Origin of the sequence: Pelatocladus sp. BLCC-F211, assembly GCF_041928655.1 — a bacterium.
GTDB lineage: Bacteria > Cyanobacteriota > Cyanobacteriia > Cyanobacteriales > Nostocaceae > Pelatocladus.
Map to the genome: position 1 here is coordinate 1 of NZ_JBHFLM010000169.1, position 16,003 is coordinate 16,003.

Consider the following 16,003-nt stretch of genomic DNA (forward strand, 5'->3'; position numbering starts at 1 on the left):
TTTTACCCCTCCCCCAACCCCTCCCCGCAAGCGGGGAGGGGTGGCGAAGCCGGGGTGGGGTCTTTGTATGCGTCTTCATATAGAATTGGTATTAGACTAAAAACCAATAATATATAAAAATCTCTCTTGTTTTTTTCTTAACCTTATTTTCCAGACAGGTATATTTTTGTGAATCAACCAATTAAAGTTAGCAATCATCCTTTTCGGTTTTTACTTTATTTGGAGTGGATATTATTAGTTGTTTCTGCTTCTGCTGTCCTCATACCTTCTCATTTTCAACGTTTCAATAATCAGTCTACAGAGTTAACAATTTTGAGTTTGCTTGTTTTTGGTTTAATGGGCTTGAGGTTGCCTACCAAAAATAAATTCATTAAGGTAATTTACACAATTATAGAAATAATTTTAATTATATTCATTTCCTTTTACAATACTAAACCATCTGGAAGATTTTTCCCTTTTTTATACTTGGTTTTAGTAATTCGTAGCTGTTTTATTTTTCAAATTCAAGGTCGTTTATTTATTACGTCTTTATCTCTGATATTATTTATTTTTTCTATATCACAAAGAAAACCCCCTCGTCCGCCAATACAAATATCACCTGCTCTCCAAGAGAGATTGTTATTTTATAATTTTGTTGTTGCTCTATTATTTGGATTAGCTTTAGTTTTTGTATTAATGTTGATGAATACTATTTTATCTGAAAGAGAAAGCCGAGAAAAACTAGCAATTGCTAATCAAAAACTACGTCAATATGCTTTGCAAATTGAGAATCAAGCAACTTTGGAAGAACGCAATCGGATTGCTAGAGAGATTCATGATTCTTTAGGACATTCTTTGACAGCGTTAAATTTACAATTAGAAACTGCTTTGAAATTGTGGCAATCTAATCCAGAAAAAGCTCAAACATTTTTAGCAAGAGCAAAAGAATTAGGTTCAAAAGCATTACAAGATGTCCGACAATCAGTTTCTACAATGCGTTCTCATCCCTTACAAGAACAATCATTAGAACAGGGAATTGCTAATCTTGCAGAAAGTATGCAACGTACGACTGGAATCTCGCCAATTCTAAAAATTAATTTATCTCATTCCATTTCTTCGGAGATGACTAACCCGATTTATCGAATTATTCAAGAATCATTTACCAATATTTGTAAATACGCTGAAGCTACAGAAGTGAAACTGGAATTAAGAACGACAGATACAGATTTATATTTAATAGTTGAAGATAATGGGAAAGGTTTTGATTTAAGGCAAAACACCACAGGATTTGGACAGCAAAGTATGCGCGATCGCACTTTAGCATTAGGTGGAAAATTTAATATTAACAGTACTCCTGGTTCTGGTTGCCAAATTAGAGTTGAAATCCCCTTACCGAGGTACAGCTAATGATCAAAGTCTTGTTGGTAGATGATCAAAATTTAATTCGTCAAGGATTAAAGGCTTTATTAGAACTAGAGCCTGATTTAGAAATTGTTGGAGAAGCCGAAAACGGCGAGAGTGCAATTCATTTGATTGAACAATTATATCCAGATGTGATTTTAATGGATATTAGAATGCCGATTATGGATGGAGTTGCAGCAACGCGAGAAATTCACAAGCGTTTCCCCAGCATACAGATTTTAGTATTAACGACTTTTGATAATGATGAATATGTAACAGCAGCATTACAAAATGGCGCCATGGGTTATTTACTCAAAGATACTCCTTCCGAAGAATTAGCTGTTGCGATTCGCGCTGTTTATAAAGGATATACCCAATTAGGCCCAGGCATAGTCAAAAAACTTTTGACTCAATTCCCGCGAGTTGTACCTAATAACTCGTCACCTCCACCACCAAGTTTAACTGAATTGACTCCTAGAGAAAAAGAGGTTTTGCGCTTAATTGCAACTGGTGCTACTAATAAAGAAATTGCCCAGAAACTTTACATTTCTGAAGGAACAGTGAAAAATCACGTCACTAATATTTTAAATCGTTTAAATTTACGCGATCGCACTCAAGCAGCAATCTTCGCCAACTCATTTTTATCTTATTTAAACTAGCATGATGAGATAATTATTTTGCCCGCCTCAATTTCTCTTGATTCAAAATGACAAGAGGTTTTTTAACAGCAGTAATTGCTTCTGGGCGAAATTTAAATGAGGAGTTCTGCAAAACTTTTAGGGCTGTTTCTAAATTAGAGACAGTTATGTCTAGTTCTTTTGTAGATAATTGCTTCAAATTTTCTTGCCAACTCGAAGTAATATCACCTAAAGCATAAGCTGCACTGTGGCGAACAGTTTCATCTGTGTCTTGTAAACGGTTAACTAAAGTTGGTATTGCTGGTGTCGCAGCTTTTCCAATACTACCTAAAGCAGAAATCACATTTACCCGCATCCAATTATCCTGATCATCTAATTTTTTCATGAGGGCGGGTACAGCAGATGCCGCATCTTTGCCCATAGCGCGTAAAATGTGGACTGCACCGTAACGTTCTTGTTGATTCTTGCTGTCTAAACCAACTACTATGTAAGGGACATAAGCTTTTCTGTCAATTTTGGCGATCGCTTGCACTGCATGAGAACGAACAGTTGCATCTTTGTCATCTATTGCACGCATCAGAGCCGGTATAGCTTGAGCAGCATTTGCACCGATTTTACCGATAATTACTAATGCGCTGGTACGAACTTGGGGATCACTATCTTCCAAAGCTGTAATTAAGGCGGGAACAGCAGGTTTACCCACTTTTGCTAAATAATCTATGGCAGCAGAACGATGTTGAGGATGCTTTAATCGTTGGATATGGTAGTTAATTTGTGTCGCGGTTTGTGATTGTGCAGAAGTTGCGTTGATGATTACTAAAGGCGATGAAAGACAGATGCAAGCGATCGCGATTTGGGAAACTATGACATTTAAGCGCTGTTTGTGAGTATATCTAGTCACAAGCATGATTTTGACAATTTATTTATTAAATGAAACAGACAAAGCCTTGAAAAATTTAGTTCCAGTTTGAAAGAAAAAAGGATAGAGAAGAAATCTTTTTCCCATCTGGTACAAAAACTATGCTTATAAAGTAAATCTTAATTAGGGTGCGTTAGGCGCTTTTCAAGTATTTTTCATTACAACTCATATTGAAGTCTGCGTCTAACACATCCTACAAGAATTTGATTTTTACTTGATAAATTACCTCTTAGCTAGAATTTTTTCATTTACTATTTAAATAACTCTACACATTCTTCTCTCAGAACACCTTTTTTAACTTGAATTTTTCTAAAGCTTTTAGCAATAATCTCTTCGCAAGATATTTCAATTTGTGATTGATTAACTGATATTAAATCTTGAATCGAAGCTCCATAAATAATTTCTGAAACACCAGCCCAAACGCAAGCTGTCGCACACATTGGGCATGGTTCACCTGTTGTGTATATGCTATAACCTTCTAAAGAATAATTTTGAAGTTTTGCTGTTAAACTACGAATGACATTTATTTCTGCATGAGCAGATGGATCGTTATCTCGCTTCACAGTGTTGTAACCAACGGCAACTACTTCTCCTTCTTTGACAATTACTGCTCCATAAGGTGCATCTGCTTTTTTTGCTTCTGCTATGGCTAAACGCATAAAATCTTCTGGAGTCATATAATTAAGATATAATTTATCGGTTTTAAATGATGCATATTCAGTATATATCAATATAATTAGAGTTGTGAATATGATTTTTGATACGAACCACAAAGTACGCAAAGGACACGAAGAGTATAGAGATATTTAGGTGAGAGAATCGAAGAGTTTTTATGTTATTGATGAAAGAAAAAACTGCTTTTTATTTAGCAGATTTGGAAACACCAGTAGGTAAAGTTATTAATTTATCTATTGCTGGGCTAGTTTTGTTATCATCAGGATTCTTTGTAGCGGAAACTTATAATATACCTGATATTGTTAGAATATATTTAAAGATTTTAGATAATATTATTTTAGTTGTTTTTGCTTTGGAATATTTTCTGCGTTTATGGAGTGCGGAAGATAAAGTTAAGTATGTTTTAAGTTTTTATGCAATTATTGATTTAATAGCCATTTTACCGTCTTTTTTGGGTGCTATTGATATTAGCTTTCTACGTTTATTACGCTGGCTCAGAATTTTAAGGTTAATCCGGTTTATAGATCAAAAATATTTATTTGGTATCAGTAGTGAAGATGGTGTGATTTTTGCCAGGATCTTATTTACTCTGTTTGCAATTATATTTGTGTATTCTGGCTTAATTTATCAAGTCGAGCATCCTGTAAACTCGAAAGTATTTACTACTTTTTTGGATGCTTTTTATTTTTCAGTTGTGACGATGACAACTGTGGGTTTTGGCGATGTAACTCCTACTTCGGAGTTCGGACGTTTGCTGACAGTTTTAATGATTATAACAGGTATTGCGCTGATTCCTTGGCAAGTAGGTGATTTAATTAAACGCTTAGTTAAAACTGCTAATCAGATAGAAACTGTTTGTCCTGGATGCGGTTTAGCGTTCCATGATGCTGATGCGATATTTTGCAAAAGTTGTGGTACAAAATTAGATAAATCATCACAATCTCAAATCAAATGAGCAATTATTTACTATTTGTAGTAAGCGCTTCTGTACGAGAAGCGCTTACTAAGAGTTAATTTTCACGCTTGACTTTTCTTTACATAGTTCGGTTTATTCGTGCCGACTTACTTAGTTGTTGTACTCAGTATTAACTATATTTCCCAATTACAGTGTTTTAAAGCCTTTTGTTGCTTTCTTTTGTCCTTTGTTTTTCGATTTAGATTTGTGGACTTCTCCTAAAGCTTCTTGGAATAAATTATGTAGATGTACTGGTACGCTGGCGATTTCTGGTAATTCTGGTTCTAGAGGTTTATGATATTCTTGTAACAGTGTATTTAAGTCATTTTGTAAGTTAAAGTCTGAACGTTGTAGGACTGTTTGCAATATTTTTTCTAATGAATTTGGATACTCTGCCGCAAGGCGATACCATATAAAAGCATTGATATTTTTGCTTTCTAAATAGTGGCGAATTATTTTCTCAGAGTCTTCAAGGCTTTGCCAATCTTCTGCTGCCAAAATTGTTTTAATTTTGGTATATGTGGGTAAAAACATCTGTCCCCAACGGGGATGAGAAAGTGCAGTTACTTCTTCTGCTTTTTTGAGGTCAGCAGGTAATTCCACTTTTGATGTTACCATTTTGGCTGTGGTAGTTTTATTGTTCAACAATTGCGATACTACTTTAGAGTCAGCACCCATGTCTTCGGCTGCGGCTTTGATTTCTTCTTCGTCAACTCCTGCTTCTTCGGCAATTTCTGCAAGTGATTTTGAGGAATCTATTCCGGCTGCGGCTAAACTTTTCTCGGTAGTGATTTCTTGGAGTTCGGCGATTTTTTTATTGAGTTGGTATCCTGGCATTGTGACTTCATCACTACCAAAAAATTCCAGAAATTGCTGATGATATCTTAACACTGACTGCCAAGCTTCTTCTAACAAGTCAGGTGCATCACTGTAAAGATGGCTTTTGTAATTTTCTTTAAAATTGCCAATTGCTACTGCTAGTTTTGGTTTACCCAGTTTACCCATTTGTGTATAGGGACCAGAAAATGTCCAGTAGGATTCTGTCACAGGAGAAATGCGAGTGAGTAGAATTTCTCCTTCTTTTAACCGTGACATTTCCTGTTGGATTTTGGGGTTGTTGAATTTAATAATGTAGTTTTTGGCTGTTAGCCAGTTCATTAACTCAAAGCCATCGTCTAATATTTTAACGATCGCAAATAACCCCATAAAACTACGATGCCAATTATTCAGCAATTGGCGATCGCTTGGTGACAATTCTGGATGAGTTTGTATAAACAGGTCTACTGGTGATTTATCCCCTACTTTACCTTCGATAGCAAAGCTGTCTATTGTTAACTCTTGTTGGATTGTATCACCAGATCCACGCCGCAACTGCGCTGCTGCATAAGTTTCCAATGCTCCTGCCAGTTCATCGTCTGCATCCAAGATAAAATCAATTAACGCTTGCTTAAGTTGGTGCGATCGCTCTAAAAGTGCATCCACAGTTTCATCTCTCGGTTTTAACTTTTCGTAGATTATAGGTTGCCGAAAGCCGGATGGATCTAACTATTGGCTTAATTTCTCAAATTGCGATGCGACTTGGCATAAATTACCTATTATTTACAAACATTGTAATTTTTTGCTTGAAATTTCACATTAGATTACGTATTATCTCTTAATTGTGGGTTGTTTGGCTCACACAAACTTAAACCCTAGATATTTTTACTTTAAACACAGTAATTGAGTAAGTATATATTTTTTTAGTAATATCTGCAAAATTATTTTGAGAATCTGCGAAATTAGATCAAACTACATAGTAGTATTTACTCTTACTCCGTTATTCCAGTAAATTCACTAAGAGTTCAGTACAAAAAAGAGGAAAATATGAAACGATATCTGTATCTGGGATTGGCTAAACAATTTGTACTGATGGTAACTCCAATAGTAGCGAGTTCTGTTGTAGCAAGCTCACCCAGTCAGGCTGCTAGTCTAGCTTTTGCTCAAGAAGAGTTGAATTTTACCAACTTTAGTCAAAGTTTTGGCATTATTGACAGACAAAATCAAGCTAATACCAATGCCTCTACTTTTAGTGATGATGCAACAGTATTAACTATCAATCAACAAGTACAAACAGATTTCACATTTACTCCACCACAAGCTTATACTCAAGTGGGTTTGAGTCTTGCTAATGGACAAGGTACAAGTTACTTCGGAACAGCAGATACTTTTGGGGGAATAGTCGGTAATTTTGACATAGATGCTGGTAACTTGTTTTCTTTTGATTTCACAGCTTATTTAAATTTGGGAACATCAATAGATGATTCCTCACAAGAAAATGCTAAAGCAATTGGAGATATTTCATTCTTATTATTCGATACAAGTTATATTGAGCCAACAAATATCTCCGATTTTGTAGCGAATGTATTATCTGGAAAACAAAGTATTAACACAAATCCTTTAGATTACTTTTCACTCACTGCCAATATTAACACTGCTGGTGATAATGATTTTCTCACATATCAAAATAGCCAAAATGTTAGCTTGTTAAATGAATTAGATGCATCTAACTTTGGTGGAAATCAAGAAACAGCTGGCGCTCTGATTAGTGGATCTTATCAACGCTCTTTTGATAACAAAACAAATCTTACTTTAGTAGCAGTCAGAAAAAGCCAAGTCAAAGTTGCAGCACCTGAACCTTCAACTTATGTGGGTTCAATACTATTTTTTGGTTTAGGTGCAATTGCTTTGAAAGCAAAACGTAAGTTAATTCGGCAAAAATAAAGCTAACTAGTTGGGGTCGTCATTTGTCATTGGCAAGAGTTTAGTGCATCTTTACTTACAATAAAAATATATGAAAACCTACGATTGGATCGTCATTGGTGCAGGTATTACGGGTGCTGCACTAGCCTATGAACTAGTGAAAGTCGGCTTTTCGGTACTTTTGTTAGAACAAGATGCAACATTACGCAATGCGACTCGTTATAGTTATGGTGGTTTAGCTTTTTGGTCTGCTACAACTCCCCTGATGCGTCAATTGTGTGATGAGGGAATAGCGCGTCATCGCATTCTTAGCACAGAGTTAGGTGCTGATACTGAATTTCGAGAGTTAGATTTATTGTTGACGATCGCAACCGACACTGATCCAGAAGTTGCTGCGGCGTTCTACGCTAATTTTGCCATTCCTCCCAAGTTAATTAGTGTTGACGAAGCTTGGGAGATGGAACCTTTATTAAATAAACAAGCGATCGCAGGCGCTTTAACTGTCAAACACGGTCATATTAACCCCGAAAAAACAGCACAAGCTTACATTGAAGCATTTCTGCGGGTTGGGGGTGAAATGGAAATTACCCAAGTCCAGAACTTCACCTCAAATCATGCTTCGCAAACCATCAAAACAACTACAGAAACTTATCACACTGCTAACATTGTCGTCTGTGCTGGTGGACTCACTCGACAATTGCTCAAAGCATCCGGTATTCCGATAAAGTTGTATTTTACCCATGCGGAGATGATCCAAACTCCACCCGTAGAAGTGCAATTACGTACCTTAATAATGCCGGCTAATCTCCAACGCTTTCAATTAGAAGCAGAGTCTACCAAAGTTGATGAATTATGGAATGAACCGGGACATGAACTATTAGCACCAATTTTAGATACGGGTGCAATTCAGTTTCAAGATGGAAGTATGCGCTTAGGTCAAATTAGCCGTGTCCTTAGCGATCCCTACGTTGAGATAGATAGAAAAACAAGTGAAAGCTGGCTGAGGCGAAGTATAGGAGAAATATTGCCAGCATTATCTAGTTTACCAGGAACTTGGCATCATTGTTTAGTGGCATTTAGTGGCGTTCGCCTTCCTGTAATCGGTTCTATTCCTGGATGTCATGGAGTCTATCTATTCTCTGGGTTTAGCAATCCTCTAGTGATTGTGCCGCCTTTAGCCCAACGCTTTGCTAATTATTTAACTGGCAAAGAAGACAAAATTATTTCTCAATTATCTCCTGTTCGTTTTCAATCTTCGATTTAGCCAAAAGTTCTGCGGCTTCTTTGAAAAGCTCATTTTGTTCTTTTTGAATTTCACTGAGCCTTTGAGAAATTTCTTGTAATCTTTGTTGCTTTTCTAGGTGATTAATTTGATAATTTTCTGATGGTAAAATAGGTAACTTATTCTCATATATATGAGAACCTGATAGTTTTTTGATAGCTAAATTACTAATTTGAGTGAATGATGAGAAACTAAATTTAATAATAGCTAAAATCAACTTCAATGGAACTTGTAATATTGTTCTACTAGCTGATTCAATCAAGCGACCAATTGCTTGAATAATACTTCCAATTATAGCTAGAAGAAACAACAAAATGATAATACTAATAATTGGGTGATTAGCTGCCCAACTAATAATTTGTGCTAATTGAAAAATAGAACGATTTTGATTCAGCCAATCATTCATATCGCTTCAGAATTTCCCAATGTTCACGCTATCATACCTATATGGGCAGCGACGATATGCCAAGTTCCACTCGGAGAGACAGCCCAAACTCGCGTGAAACGAAAGTCACCATTTGTAGGAGTATGATTATAGCTACCAGATAATTGCATTCGGACTGAAACGATCGCTACCTCTCCATGAATTTGAATATGCTGCTGTGAAGGTATCAACTCGTGTATTTTAAACAAACCAGATTCGTGAGCAGCGAGATCATCTTGTTTTCCTAATAATTCTCCAAGATGACTAGTGATGATAATTTCCGGGGCTAGTAGTTCATTCAAAACGCTGACATCAGAAGCAAGCATGGCCTGTCTGAGACGTTCTTCGACGTTGATAATCTGAGTTTCAACTGTTTCAGTCATGGTGTTTGTTTATATAGTTGTTTTTTCTGCTTATCTGGTTATAAAGGTTGAAATCTCACTCTTAATCCATCTTTCGGGTGGATGGTAGGAATTCGTACGTTATCTAAACTTTGATTGGGCAAGATTTCCCATTTATAACTACGCAATAGGTGTGCAGCTATTATTTTCATCTCCATCTTGGCAAATGCTATGCCAACACAGATGCGTGGGCCACCACCAAAACCGATTAAACTGAAGGGGCGTTGTTTTTGTTCTTGTCGTTGGGAACTAAAGCGATCTGGATCAAAACGCTCTGGTTGAGGATAAATTTCTGATATACGATGGGTTTCTGGAATTGCGTAGATCAGTTGCCAACCAGCAGGTACAGAAAATCCTTGAAATTCAAACTCTTTGATCACGCCACGAAAACCTCCTCCTACAGAAGGATGCAATCTTTCAATTTCTAGCAATATCTGCTCTAAATAAGGCATTTGTCCTAGTTGTTCTAAAGTTAAGGCACTGTTACCAACAAATTGTTGTTGTTCATCTCTGGCACGTTGCATTACCTCTGGGTGAAGAGCTAACTCTAAACATAGCCAAGTTAGCATTGTAGTTGTAGTTTCATGTCCAGCAAAAAGTAGTAGAACTGCTTGGGCAATTAGTTCCTTTTCACTGAGACTGTTACCTTCTTCATCTCTGGCTTGTATTAGAAGACTTAAGGCGTCTTTTGTGGGATTTTTTTGGCGTTCTTTAACAACTTGAGTTAAATGTTCTAATATTTGATTGCGAGCTGCGATCGCTTTGCCGAATTGAGTAAATGGTAAAGTTAGTGGATTAATCGCAAATAGTCCATTTGTTAATGTTGTAAACAATTTGCTGAGACGATCAGATTCAGCATCTGTTTGAGTACCCAGTAATAGTTCACTGGCAATACTAAATGTCAACTTTTTGAATTCTTGAAACCAAGTAAATTCCTGTTGTTCTTCCCACTTTTTCAAATAGTTGAGTGTAATATTCTCCATTGTGTTGAGATAATTTGCCAGTGCTGGCCCATGCATTGCTGGCATAATTAAACGGCGTTTTAGGCGATGTTCTTCTCCATCCATGAGAAATAGTGATTCGCCCAACAGGACTTTAAAATTATTTGGCCATCCCTCACGCCAAGAAAAATGATCTATATGACTAGAAAGAACAATTTCTGCTGCTTCTGGCCCCACCATTACCACAGTTGGTCTGCCTAAAATGTGACTTTTAAAAATAGACCCGTAGCGTTCGTAGCGCTTCGTGATAAAATCAGGATCAACAACGAATGGTAATGTTTCACCTAATACAGGTATACCGAAGCTTCCAGGTGGGAATTGCTTGTTTTTCATGTGTAAATGCAGATAATTTCAGATAATAACTGGTAGCCAGAAGTAAAATTTTGATTGATTTATAAAGTAGTGTAGCGTAGCAGAAGTGGGGGCGTACAGCCGGGTTGCCCCTAACCATATATTTGTATGATCAAAAAAGTTAAATACTATGACATGCGATCGCAACAAGTCATTGATAGAGTGGTAAATAGAGGCTTGATAACAGATAGGTAAAGATAATGACGCTGCAAGAATTCAAGCAATTAATCGAAAAACAGCAAAAAAGTCCTGATTCACTACCAAAAGCTCTCCAAGCATTGTGGTTTGACTATAAAGATAATTGGGATAGAGCGCATGAAATAGTTCAAAATGCCAATGATCTCGATAGTGCTTGGGTTCATGCCTACCTACACAGAAAAGAGGGTGATTTGAGTAATGCGTGTTACTGGTACAGACGTAGTGGGAAGCCAGAATTTCATGCAGGACTCGATCAAGAATGGGAGCAAATAGTTTCTGATTTGCTGATGAAGGTGAAAGAATTATGGATGCCGATGAATTAATACGGCGTTACGCCGACGGAGAAAGGGATTTTACTGCTGTTAATTTAGCAGGAGCTAAGTTGATCGGAGCATATTTGGTTGGCATCAATTTATATGCAGCAGACTTGAGTGGTGCTAATCTGGCTAGAGCTAAACTATGGGGTTCTAATTTAGGTGGCACAAACCTAGCCAAAGCCAACTTAACCAGAGCTAACCTCAGTTGTGCAAAGTTAATAGAAGCGAATCTGCGTGGAGCAAAACTACACTATACCAAGCTGTTTGGAGCAAATTTAACCGGAGCTTGCTACGACGACAGCACCCGATTTTCCTATGGCTTTGATCCACAAAGTAGAAATATGCGAAAGATATAAACAAGTAATATGAAATTGTACAAACTACCTCTTACGGATGAGGGATTATTTCTCAGGAGATATTAACTTTTGTAAATATGAAGTTTATTTTGCTCGATTTTGGGGAAAAGCCATGAAAGCAAGCAAAGGCATTTTACAAAAAGCTTTGTTTAGTATAGTTGGTGTGGGTAGCCTCTTTGCCTTGTCTGCCTGTGGTCAACCGAATGCAGAAAATACTACTCCGACGGTTGGAGAAGCACCTACAGCAAATACCTCACCTGTTGCTGAAGTGACTCCAACAACTACTGCACCTGCAACAGAAACACCTGCTGGTACAACCGCAAACAAAAATTTTGCAGAACTTGCTCAAGCAGCAGCCAGCCAAGGGTCTTTTAAAACCTTAACCCAAGCATATAAAGCCGCAGGTTTAGAAGATCAATTGACTGCACAAGGCCCCTACACAGTCTTTGCACCGACTGATGCTGCTTTCAAGGCTTTACCACCAGGTACTCTAGAAAATCTCCTCAAGCCAGAAAACAAACAACAGTTAGTGAAGCTTCTTAGTTACCACGTCATACCCGGACAAGTTACCTCTAGTCAATTGACATCTGGAGATGTAAAAACAGTCGAAGGTAATCCTGTGACAATTGATGTTAACAGTACTGCTAAAACAGTATCCGTCAACGGTGCTAAAGTTACTCAAGCCGATATTCTGGCTAGCAATGGCGTTGTTCACGTAGTTGACAAGGTAATTATCCCTCCAGATTTGCAAGCAAGTCCTACCTCTAGTCCTACAGCAAAGTAGTAAAGTTTGTAGTAAGGACTTTAGTCCTTAAATTTTCATTTTCAAGCACTAAAGTGCTTACTACAAACCAAGCAAAAAAACCGGGGAACATAATTGCTACCCGGTTCAGTCTATGGGGTATGAGAATCCTCAGCTTAGGGACACATTAATCCTGTGTCCCTATTTACTTATCTGGCAAAATTACAGAGCAACAGTTTTCTTGATTGCAGCATTAAGTTCGCCTTTTGCATATTTAGCAGCAAACTCTTCCAAAGAAACCTGCTTGATCTTACTAGCATTACCAGCAGTTTCAAATTGTTGGTAACGGTCTGCACACACTTTTTGCATGTACTTAATAGAAGGCTTGAGGAAGTGACGGGGGTCAAATTCCTTGGTATTAGCAGCCAAGGCTTCCCGAACAGCAGCAGTAATGGCCAAACGGTTGTCAGTATCGATATTTACCTTACGTACACCGCTCTTGATACCTTTTTGAATTTCTTCTACAGGTACACCGTAGGTTTCGGGGATTGTACCACCGTACTGGTTAATCAAAGCAATCAAATCTTCGGGTACGGAGGAAGAACCGTGCATTACCAAGTGGGTATTGGGCAAACGGCGGTGAATTTCTTCAATGCGGCTGATTGCCAAAATTTCGCCTGTTGGCTTGCGGGTGAACTTGTAAGCACCGTGGCTAGTACCAATAGCAACAGCCAAAGCGTCTACTTGGGTTTGCTCAACAAAATCAACAGCTTGGTCGGGGTCGGTTAACAGTTGAGAATGATCGAGTTTACCCTCGAAACCGTGACCATCTTCAGCTTCACCCATACCAGTTTCTAGAGAACCCAAGCAACCGAGTTCGCCTTCAACGCTGACACCCAAAGCATGAGCTACTTCCACCACTTGACGGGTGACTTTGACGTTGTACTCATAGCTAGCTGGGGTTTTAGCATCAGCTTCCAGAGAACCATCCATCATCACGCTGGTAAAGCCGTTCTTAATTGCTGAGTAGCAAGTGGCAGGTTCGTTACCATGATCTTGGTGCATGGCAATGGGAAGATGGGGGTAAGTTTCCACTGCTGCCAAAATCAAATGACGCAGGAAGTTTTCACCTGCGTATTTACGAGCGCCACGAGAAGCTTGCAAAATGACGGGGCTATCTGTTTCATGAGCAGCTTGCATAATTGCTTGAATCTGCTCCATGTTGTTCACGTTAAAAGCTGGAATACCGTAATTGTTTTCAGCCGCGTGATCCAACAGCAGCCGCATTGGCACGAGCGCCATAGATAGTCCTCCTAATTGTGTTGTCAGCTAGTCGGTTTGGAATATTGCGTAAATATATATTACGCCAATCTTAAGAAATTATTGTGATCCTATAGGAAATTATAACTAGTCATGGGTGTCTATGCTGAAAAAGTTTGCAGTATCTGTGGATAAATATCCTCTATAGTTGCTCGATGTTACTGTACAATCAGTTACCCGATGCTTTGGGGTTTTGGTAACACTGTATTCCAAATGAGCAAATAAGGGACTTCCAGATCAAAAAATATCCCAACGCGGGGACAAGGAGGACAAGGAGGACAAGGAGGACAAGGAGGACAAGGAGGACAAGGGAGAGAATAAACATCAATGATGCGCGATGCTTTATTTTCGAGATGGCTAATTATCGGAAAATCCCACAACCTGTAGATTAAAATATGATTCTTCTTACACCCTTACACTCTTACACCCCTACACCCACTTTCCCTTACTTTATCTATAAATATAGTTAAAGCTCCTTAGTCAAATAGACTTCAGGAGCTTTGATTTTTATTCACCGCGACGCCGTTTTACCTAAGTTTTTGACCTGGAGTAAACCAGGTGGGTACCATGTCTTCCGTTTAAAGTTTCCGGGTACAAGCCCGGTTTACTGCCACGAAAAATGCTTGGTTCCCTTACTTTTACAAGTCATAGATCACAAAACTTGTTGGCAGTCACCAACGTCGCAGTGCTATGAATCGATTATAGCTTTTAAAGATGATTTTGTGTATGCCAAATTAGATTTTTTTGCTGGTTTAATTGGCGTACCAAATATTTTCTATAGTGCGGGCGATCGCCATTGCTTGATCTTGATTTTGATGATCTAACAAAACGGTGACGTGTCCTAACTTTCGCCCTGGACGAGATTCTGTTTTTCCGTACCAGTGGACATAACTTTGAGGAATTTGTTTTATTTTTTGACGTTTAGTAATATAATCATTTGTTGCTCTTTCGTAGCCCAACAAGTTTACCATAATAGCACATGGGCAAGTAAGTTTAGGATTGCCTAAAGGTAAACCAGAAACTGCTCTTAAGTGTTGTTCAAACTGGGAAGTTTCACAGGCGTCGAGAGAAAAATGTCCAGAATTGTGAGTGCGGGGTGCTATCTCATTTACTAGCACTTTGTCATCTGCTTTAAGGAATAATTCAATCCCAAAAACTCCTACTGCTTCGAGGCTATTCAGGAGTGTATGGGACATATTCTCAACCTCTTTTTCCACGTGCAATGGAATATCTGCTGGTGCAATCACTCGCCGACATACTTGTTCTTCTTGTTGGGTTTCTACAATTGGGTAAATCACTACTTCACCGTTGACAGAACGCGCTGCAATAACTGCCAGTTCTCGCTCAAACGGGATAAATTCTTCTAATATAAAAGCTAGATGATTTGCAGATTCTAATTTTTCCTGAAGAGTGTGGATATCTTTAATAATAAAAGTACCTTGACCATCATAACCGTGACGGCGAGCTTTTAAAACGATAGGAAATTTTAATTTACTTATAAGTGAAAAATTATGAAGATTTTCATTTTGTATTCCTAACTCTTGACTTTCAACAGCTAACTGTTTGGCTCCTGTTTGTGCGTCTTGTTTCCAGTTTCCTTTGATATCAAAGAATTGAGGAACTGGTAAACCTAAATCGCGTAAATAACAGCGTTGGTGATATTTATCTAGAAGGGGAACTAATGCTTGTAAGGGCGGGCGAAAACAAACCCCTTGTTTTGCTAATCCTGATAAAGCTTGAAGATTAACAAACTCGTTTTCAAAAGTAATGATATCGCATTTAGTAGCTAAAACTTCTGTAGCTGCGGGATCATCTACTGGGGCGAAAATAGTGTTGTTAGCGATCGCCACAGCAGGATCATTAGGACTAGGGGTTTGTACCAGCAATTCCACGCCTAACTTCTTTGCTGCACCGCCCATCATCCAGGCGAGTTGTCCACCACCGATTACACCAATACGCACCATCTTACCCCAAACTATCACGAAAGTTTACCCTGTCTTAGGATCATAGCGCGATCAGGATCAGCGATCGCCTGGGATAAGTATAGAGAAGGCAATTTTTGAAACCTGTATTCAGTAAAGATAAAATTCTAAAGCAAATTTATTTCAAATCCCTTCAAGCAACCGCGACAATACTACAACAACGCGAAATTTTTACCCACACCCCTACACACGCGCTTGTGCTACAACGCTCTTAACCCGACGCCAGGTACTACAACGGGACGCCAGTCGCTACAACGGAGGAGCCACTGCGGTGGACGGGTTCCCCGGCATAAAGCAGGTGGCGTGGAACCTCCGCAACGCGC

16 protein-coding genes and 1 other RNA gene are annotated in these 16,003 nt (G+C 38.4%); 8 read left to right on the top strand and 9 right to left on the bottom strand.

Going from position 1 to position 16,003, the window contains the following annotated elements; translation table 11 throughout:
• Positions 1-168 precede the first annotated feature (168 nt).
• Entirely contained in the window at positions 169-1,386 is a 1,218-nt protein-coding gene (locus ACE1AT_RS21100; protein WP_374871876.1) for a sensor histidine kinase, read from the top strand.
• A complete protein-coding gene (locus tag ACE1AT_RS21105; protein WP_374871878.1) occupies positions 1,386-2,039 on the top strand; it encodes a response regulator in 654 nt (217 codons plus the stop codon). Before ACE1AT_RS21100 ends, ACE1AT_RS21105 begins: the two co-directional genes overlap by 1 nt.
• A 13-nt stretch (positions 2,040-2,052) precedes the next feature.
• On the opposite strand, the gene ACE1AT_RS21110 is transcribed toward ACE1AT_RS21105, so the two are convergent.
• Both ACE1AT_RS21110 and ACE1AT_RS21115 read right to left on the bottom strand, forming a co-directional pair.
• Positions 2,053-2,925: a HEAT repeat domain-containing protein gene (locus ACE1AT_RS21110; protein ID WP_374871880.1), complete on the bottom strand. Its 873-nt coding sequence runs from the start codon at positions 2,923-2,925 to the stop codon at positions 2,053-2,055.
• Between the two features lie 263 nt (positions 2,926-3,188).
• On the bottom strand, positions 3,189-3,614 hold the full coding sequence (locus ACE1AT_RS21115) for a nucleoside deaminase (RefSeq protein WP_374871882.1): 426 nt from the start codon (positions 3,612-3,614) through the stop codon (positions 3,189-3,191).
• Positions 3,615-3,769: 155 nt separating this feature from the next.
• Between ACE1AT_RS21115 and ACE1AT_RS21120 the strand changes: the two genes are divergently transcribed.
• Positions 3,770-4,567, top strand: coding sequence for an ion transporter (locus ACE1AT_RS21120; protein WP_374871884.1), 798 nt, complete (start codon positions 3,770-3,772; stop codon positions 4,565-4,567).
• Between the two features lie 147 nt (positions 4,568-4,714).
• Here ACE1AT_RS21120 and ACE1AT_RS21125 read toward each other — a convergent pair whose 3' ends face one another.
• The gene (locus ACE1AT_RS21125) at positions 4,715-6,049 is read right to left on the bottom strand and encodes a hypothetical protein (protein ID WP_374871886.1); all 1,335 of its coding nucleotides are present in this window, start codon (positions 6,047-6,049) and stop codon (positions 4,715-4,717) included.
• Between the two features lie 381 nt (positions 6,050-6,430).
• Here ACE1AT_RS21125 and ACE1AT_RS21130 point away from each other — a divergent pair, with 381 nt between their 5' ends.
• A complete protein-coding gene (locus ACE1AT_RS21130; RefSeq protein ID WP_374871888.1) occupies positions 6,431-7,327 on the top strand; it encodes a hypothetical protein in 897 nt (298 codons plus the stop codon).
• Between the two features lie 70 nt (positions 7,328-7,397).
• On the top strand, positions 7,398-8,570 hold the full coding sequence (locus ACE1AT_RS21135; RefSeq protein WP_374871890.1) for an NAD(P)/FAD-dependent oxidoreductase: 1,173 nt from the start codon (positions 7,398-7,400) through the stop codon (positions 8,568-8,570).
• On the opposite strand, the gene ACE1AT_RS21140 is transcribed toward ACE1AT_RS21135, so the two are convergent.
• Genes ACE1AT_RS21140 through ACE1AT_RS21150 form a run of 3 tightly spaced genes read right to left on the bottom strand, consistent with a single transcriptional unit; the run spans position 8,527 to position 10,747 of the window.
• The gene (locus ACE1AT_RS21140; RefSeq protein ID WP_374871892.1) at positions 8,527-8,994 is read right to left on the bottom strand and encodes a hypothetical protein; all 468 of its coding nucleotides are present in this window, start codon (positions 8,992-8,994) and stop codon (positions 8,527-8,529) included. The two genes, ACE1AT_RS21135 and ACE1AT_RS21140, sit on opposite strands and share 44 nt — an antisense overlap.
• Positions 8,995-9,017: 23 nt before the next feature.
• Positions 9,018-9,395 (bottom strand): nuclear transport factor 2 family protein, encoded by a 378-nt coding sequence (locus ACE1AT_RS21145; RefSeq protein WP_374871894.1) that lies wholly within the window; start codon positions 9,393-9,395, stop codon positions 9,018-9,020.
• A gap of 38 nt (positions 9,396-9,433) precedes the next feature.
• Positions 9,434-10,747 carry a cytochrome P450 gene (locus ACE1AT_RS21150; RefSeq protein ID WP_374871896.1) on the bottom strand — a complete coding sequence of 438 codons (1,314 nt, stop codon included), beginning with the start codon at positions 10,745-10,747 and terminating at the stop codon, positions 9,434-9,436.
• Between the two features lie 218 nt (positions 10,748-10,965).
• Here ACE1AT_RS21150 and ACE1AT_RS21155 point away from each other — a divergent pair, with 218 nt between their 5' ends.
• The 3 genes from ACE1AT_RS21155 to ACE1AT_RS21165 all read left to right on the top strand — a co-directional run bounded on the left by ACE1AT_RS21155 (position 10,966) and on the right by ACE1AT_RS21165 (position 12,420).
• Positions 10,966-11,286 carry a hypothetical protein gene (locus ACE1AT_RS21155; RefSeq protein ID WP_374871898.1) on the top strand — a complete coding sequence of 107 codons (321 nt, stop codon included), beginning with the start codon at positions 10,966-10,968 and terminating at the stop codon, positions 11,284-11,286.
• Complete coding sequence (locus ACE1AT_RS21160) at positions 11,268-11,636, top strand: pentapeptide repeat-containing protein (protein WP_374871900.1); 369 nt, start codon at positions 11,268-11,270, stop codon at positions 11,634-11,636. Before ACE1AT_RS21155 ends, ACE1AT_RS21160 begins: the two co-directional genes overlap by 19 nt.
• A 112-nt stretch (positions 11,637-11,748) precedes the next feature.
• Positions 11,749-12,420, top strand: a complete 672-nt coding sequence (locus ACE1AT_RS21165; RefSeq protein WP_374871902.1) for a fasciclin domain-containing protein — start codon at positions 11,749-11,751, stop codon at positions 12,418-12,420.
• A gap of 180 nt (positions 12,421-12,600) precedes the next feature.
• Here ACE1AT_RS21165 and fba read toward each other — a convergent pair whose 3' ends face one another.
• The 3 genes from fba to ACE1AT_RS21180 form a co-directional block, all read right to left on the bottom strand.
• Positions 12,601-13,680: a class II fructose-bisphosphate aldolase gene (gene fba, locus ACE1AT_RS21170; protein ID WP_374871904.1), complete on the bottom strand. Its 1,080-nt coding sequence runs from the start codon at positions 13,678-13,680 to the stop codon at positions 12,601-12,603.
• A gap of 525 nt (positions 13,681-14,205) precedes the next feature.
• Positions 14,206-14,390, bottom strand: a non-coding RNA gene (ssrS, locus tag ACE1AT_RS21175) — 6S RNA.
• Positions 14,391-14,450: 60 nt separating this feature from the next.
• A complete protein-coding gene (locus tag ACE1AT_RS21180; protein WP_374871906.1) occupies positions 14,451-15,662 on the bottom strand; it encodes a 5-(carboxyamino)imidazole ribonucleotide synthase in 1,212 nt (403 codons plus the stop codon).
• Positions 15,663-16,003: the final 341 nt, after the last annotated feature.

Bases quoted from the DNA above. Each gene is read 5' to 3' on its own strand.
- ACE1AT_RS21115 (WP_374871882.1), bottom strand. From the start codon at position 3,614: ATGACTCCAGAAGATTTTATGCGTTTAGCCATAGCAGAAGCAAAAAAA.
- ACE1AT_RS21130 (WP_374871888.1), top strand. From the start codon at position 6,431: ATGAAACGATATCTGTATCTGGGATTGGCTAAACAATTTGTACTGATG.
- ACE1AT_RS21120 (WP_374871884.1), top strand. From the start codon at position 3,770: ATGTTATTGATGAAAGAAAAAACTGCTTTTTATTTAGCAGATTTGGAA.
- ACE1AT_RS21110 (WP_374871880.1), bottom strand. From the start codon at position 2,925: ATGCTTGTGACTAGATATACTCACAAACAGCGCTTAAATGTCATAGTT.
- fba (WP_374871904.1), bottom strand. From the start codon at position 13,680: ATGGCGCTCGTGCCAATGCGGCTGCTGTTGGATCACGCGGCTGAAAAC.
- ACE1AT_RS21155 (WP_374871898.1), top strand. From the start codon at position 10,966: ATGACGCTGCAAGAATTCAAGCAATTAATCGAAAAACAGCAAAAAAGT.
- ACE1AT_RS21140 (WP_374871892.1), bottom strand. From the start codon at position 8,994: ATGAATGATTGGCTGAATCAAAATCGTTCTATTTTTCAATTAGCACAA.
- ACE1AT_RS21105 (WP_374871878.1), top strand. From the start codon at position 1,386: ATGATCAAAGTCTTGTTGGTAGATGATCAAAATTTAATTCGTCAAGGA.
- ACE1AT_RS21145 (WP_374871894.1), bottom strand. From the start codon at position 9,395: ATGACTGAAACAGTTGAAACTCAGATTATCAACGTCGAAGAACGTCTC.
- ACE1AT_RS21160 (WP_374871900.1), top strand. From the start codon at position 11,268: ATGGATGCCGATGAATTAATACGGCGTTACGCCGACGGAGAAAGGGAT.
- ACE1AT_RS21135 (WP_374871890.1), top strand. From the start codon at position 7,398: ATGAAAACCTACGATTGGATCGTCATTGGTGCAGGTATTACGGGTGCT.
- ACE1AT_RS21180 (WP_374871906.1), bottom strand. From the start codon at position 15,662: ATGGTGCGTATTGGTGTAATCGGTGGTGGACAACTCGCCTGGATGATG.
- ACE1AT_RS21165 (WP_374871902.1), top strand. From the start codon at position 11,749: ATGAAAGCAAGCAAAGGCATTTTACAAAAAGCTTTGTTTAGTATAGTT.
- ACE1AT_RS21150 (WP_374871896.1), bottom strand. From the start codon at position 10,747: ATGAAAAACAAGCAATTCCCACCTGGAAGCTTCGGTATACCTGTATTA.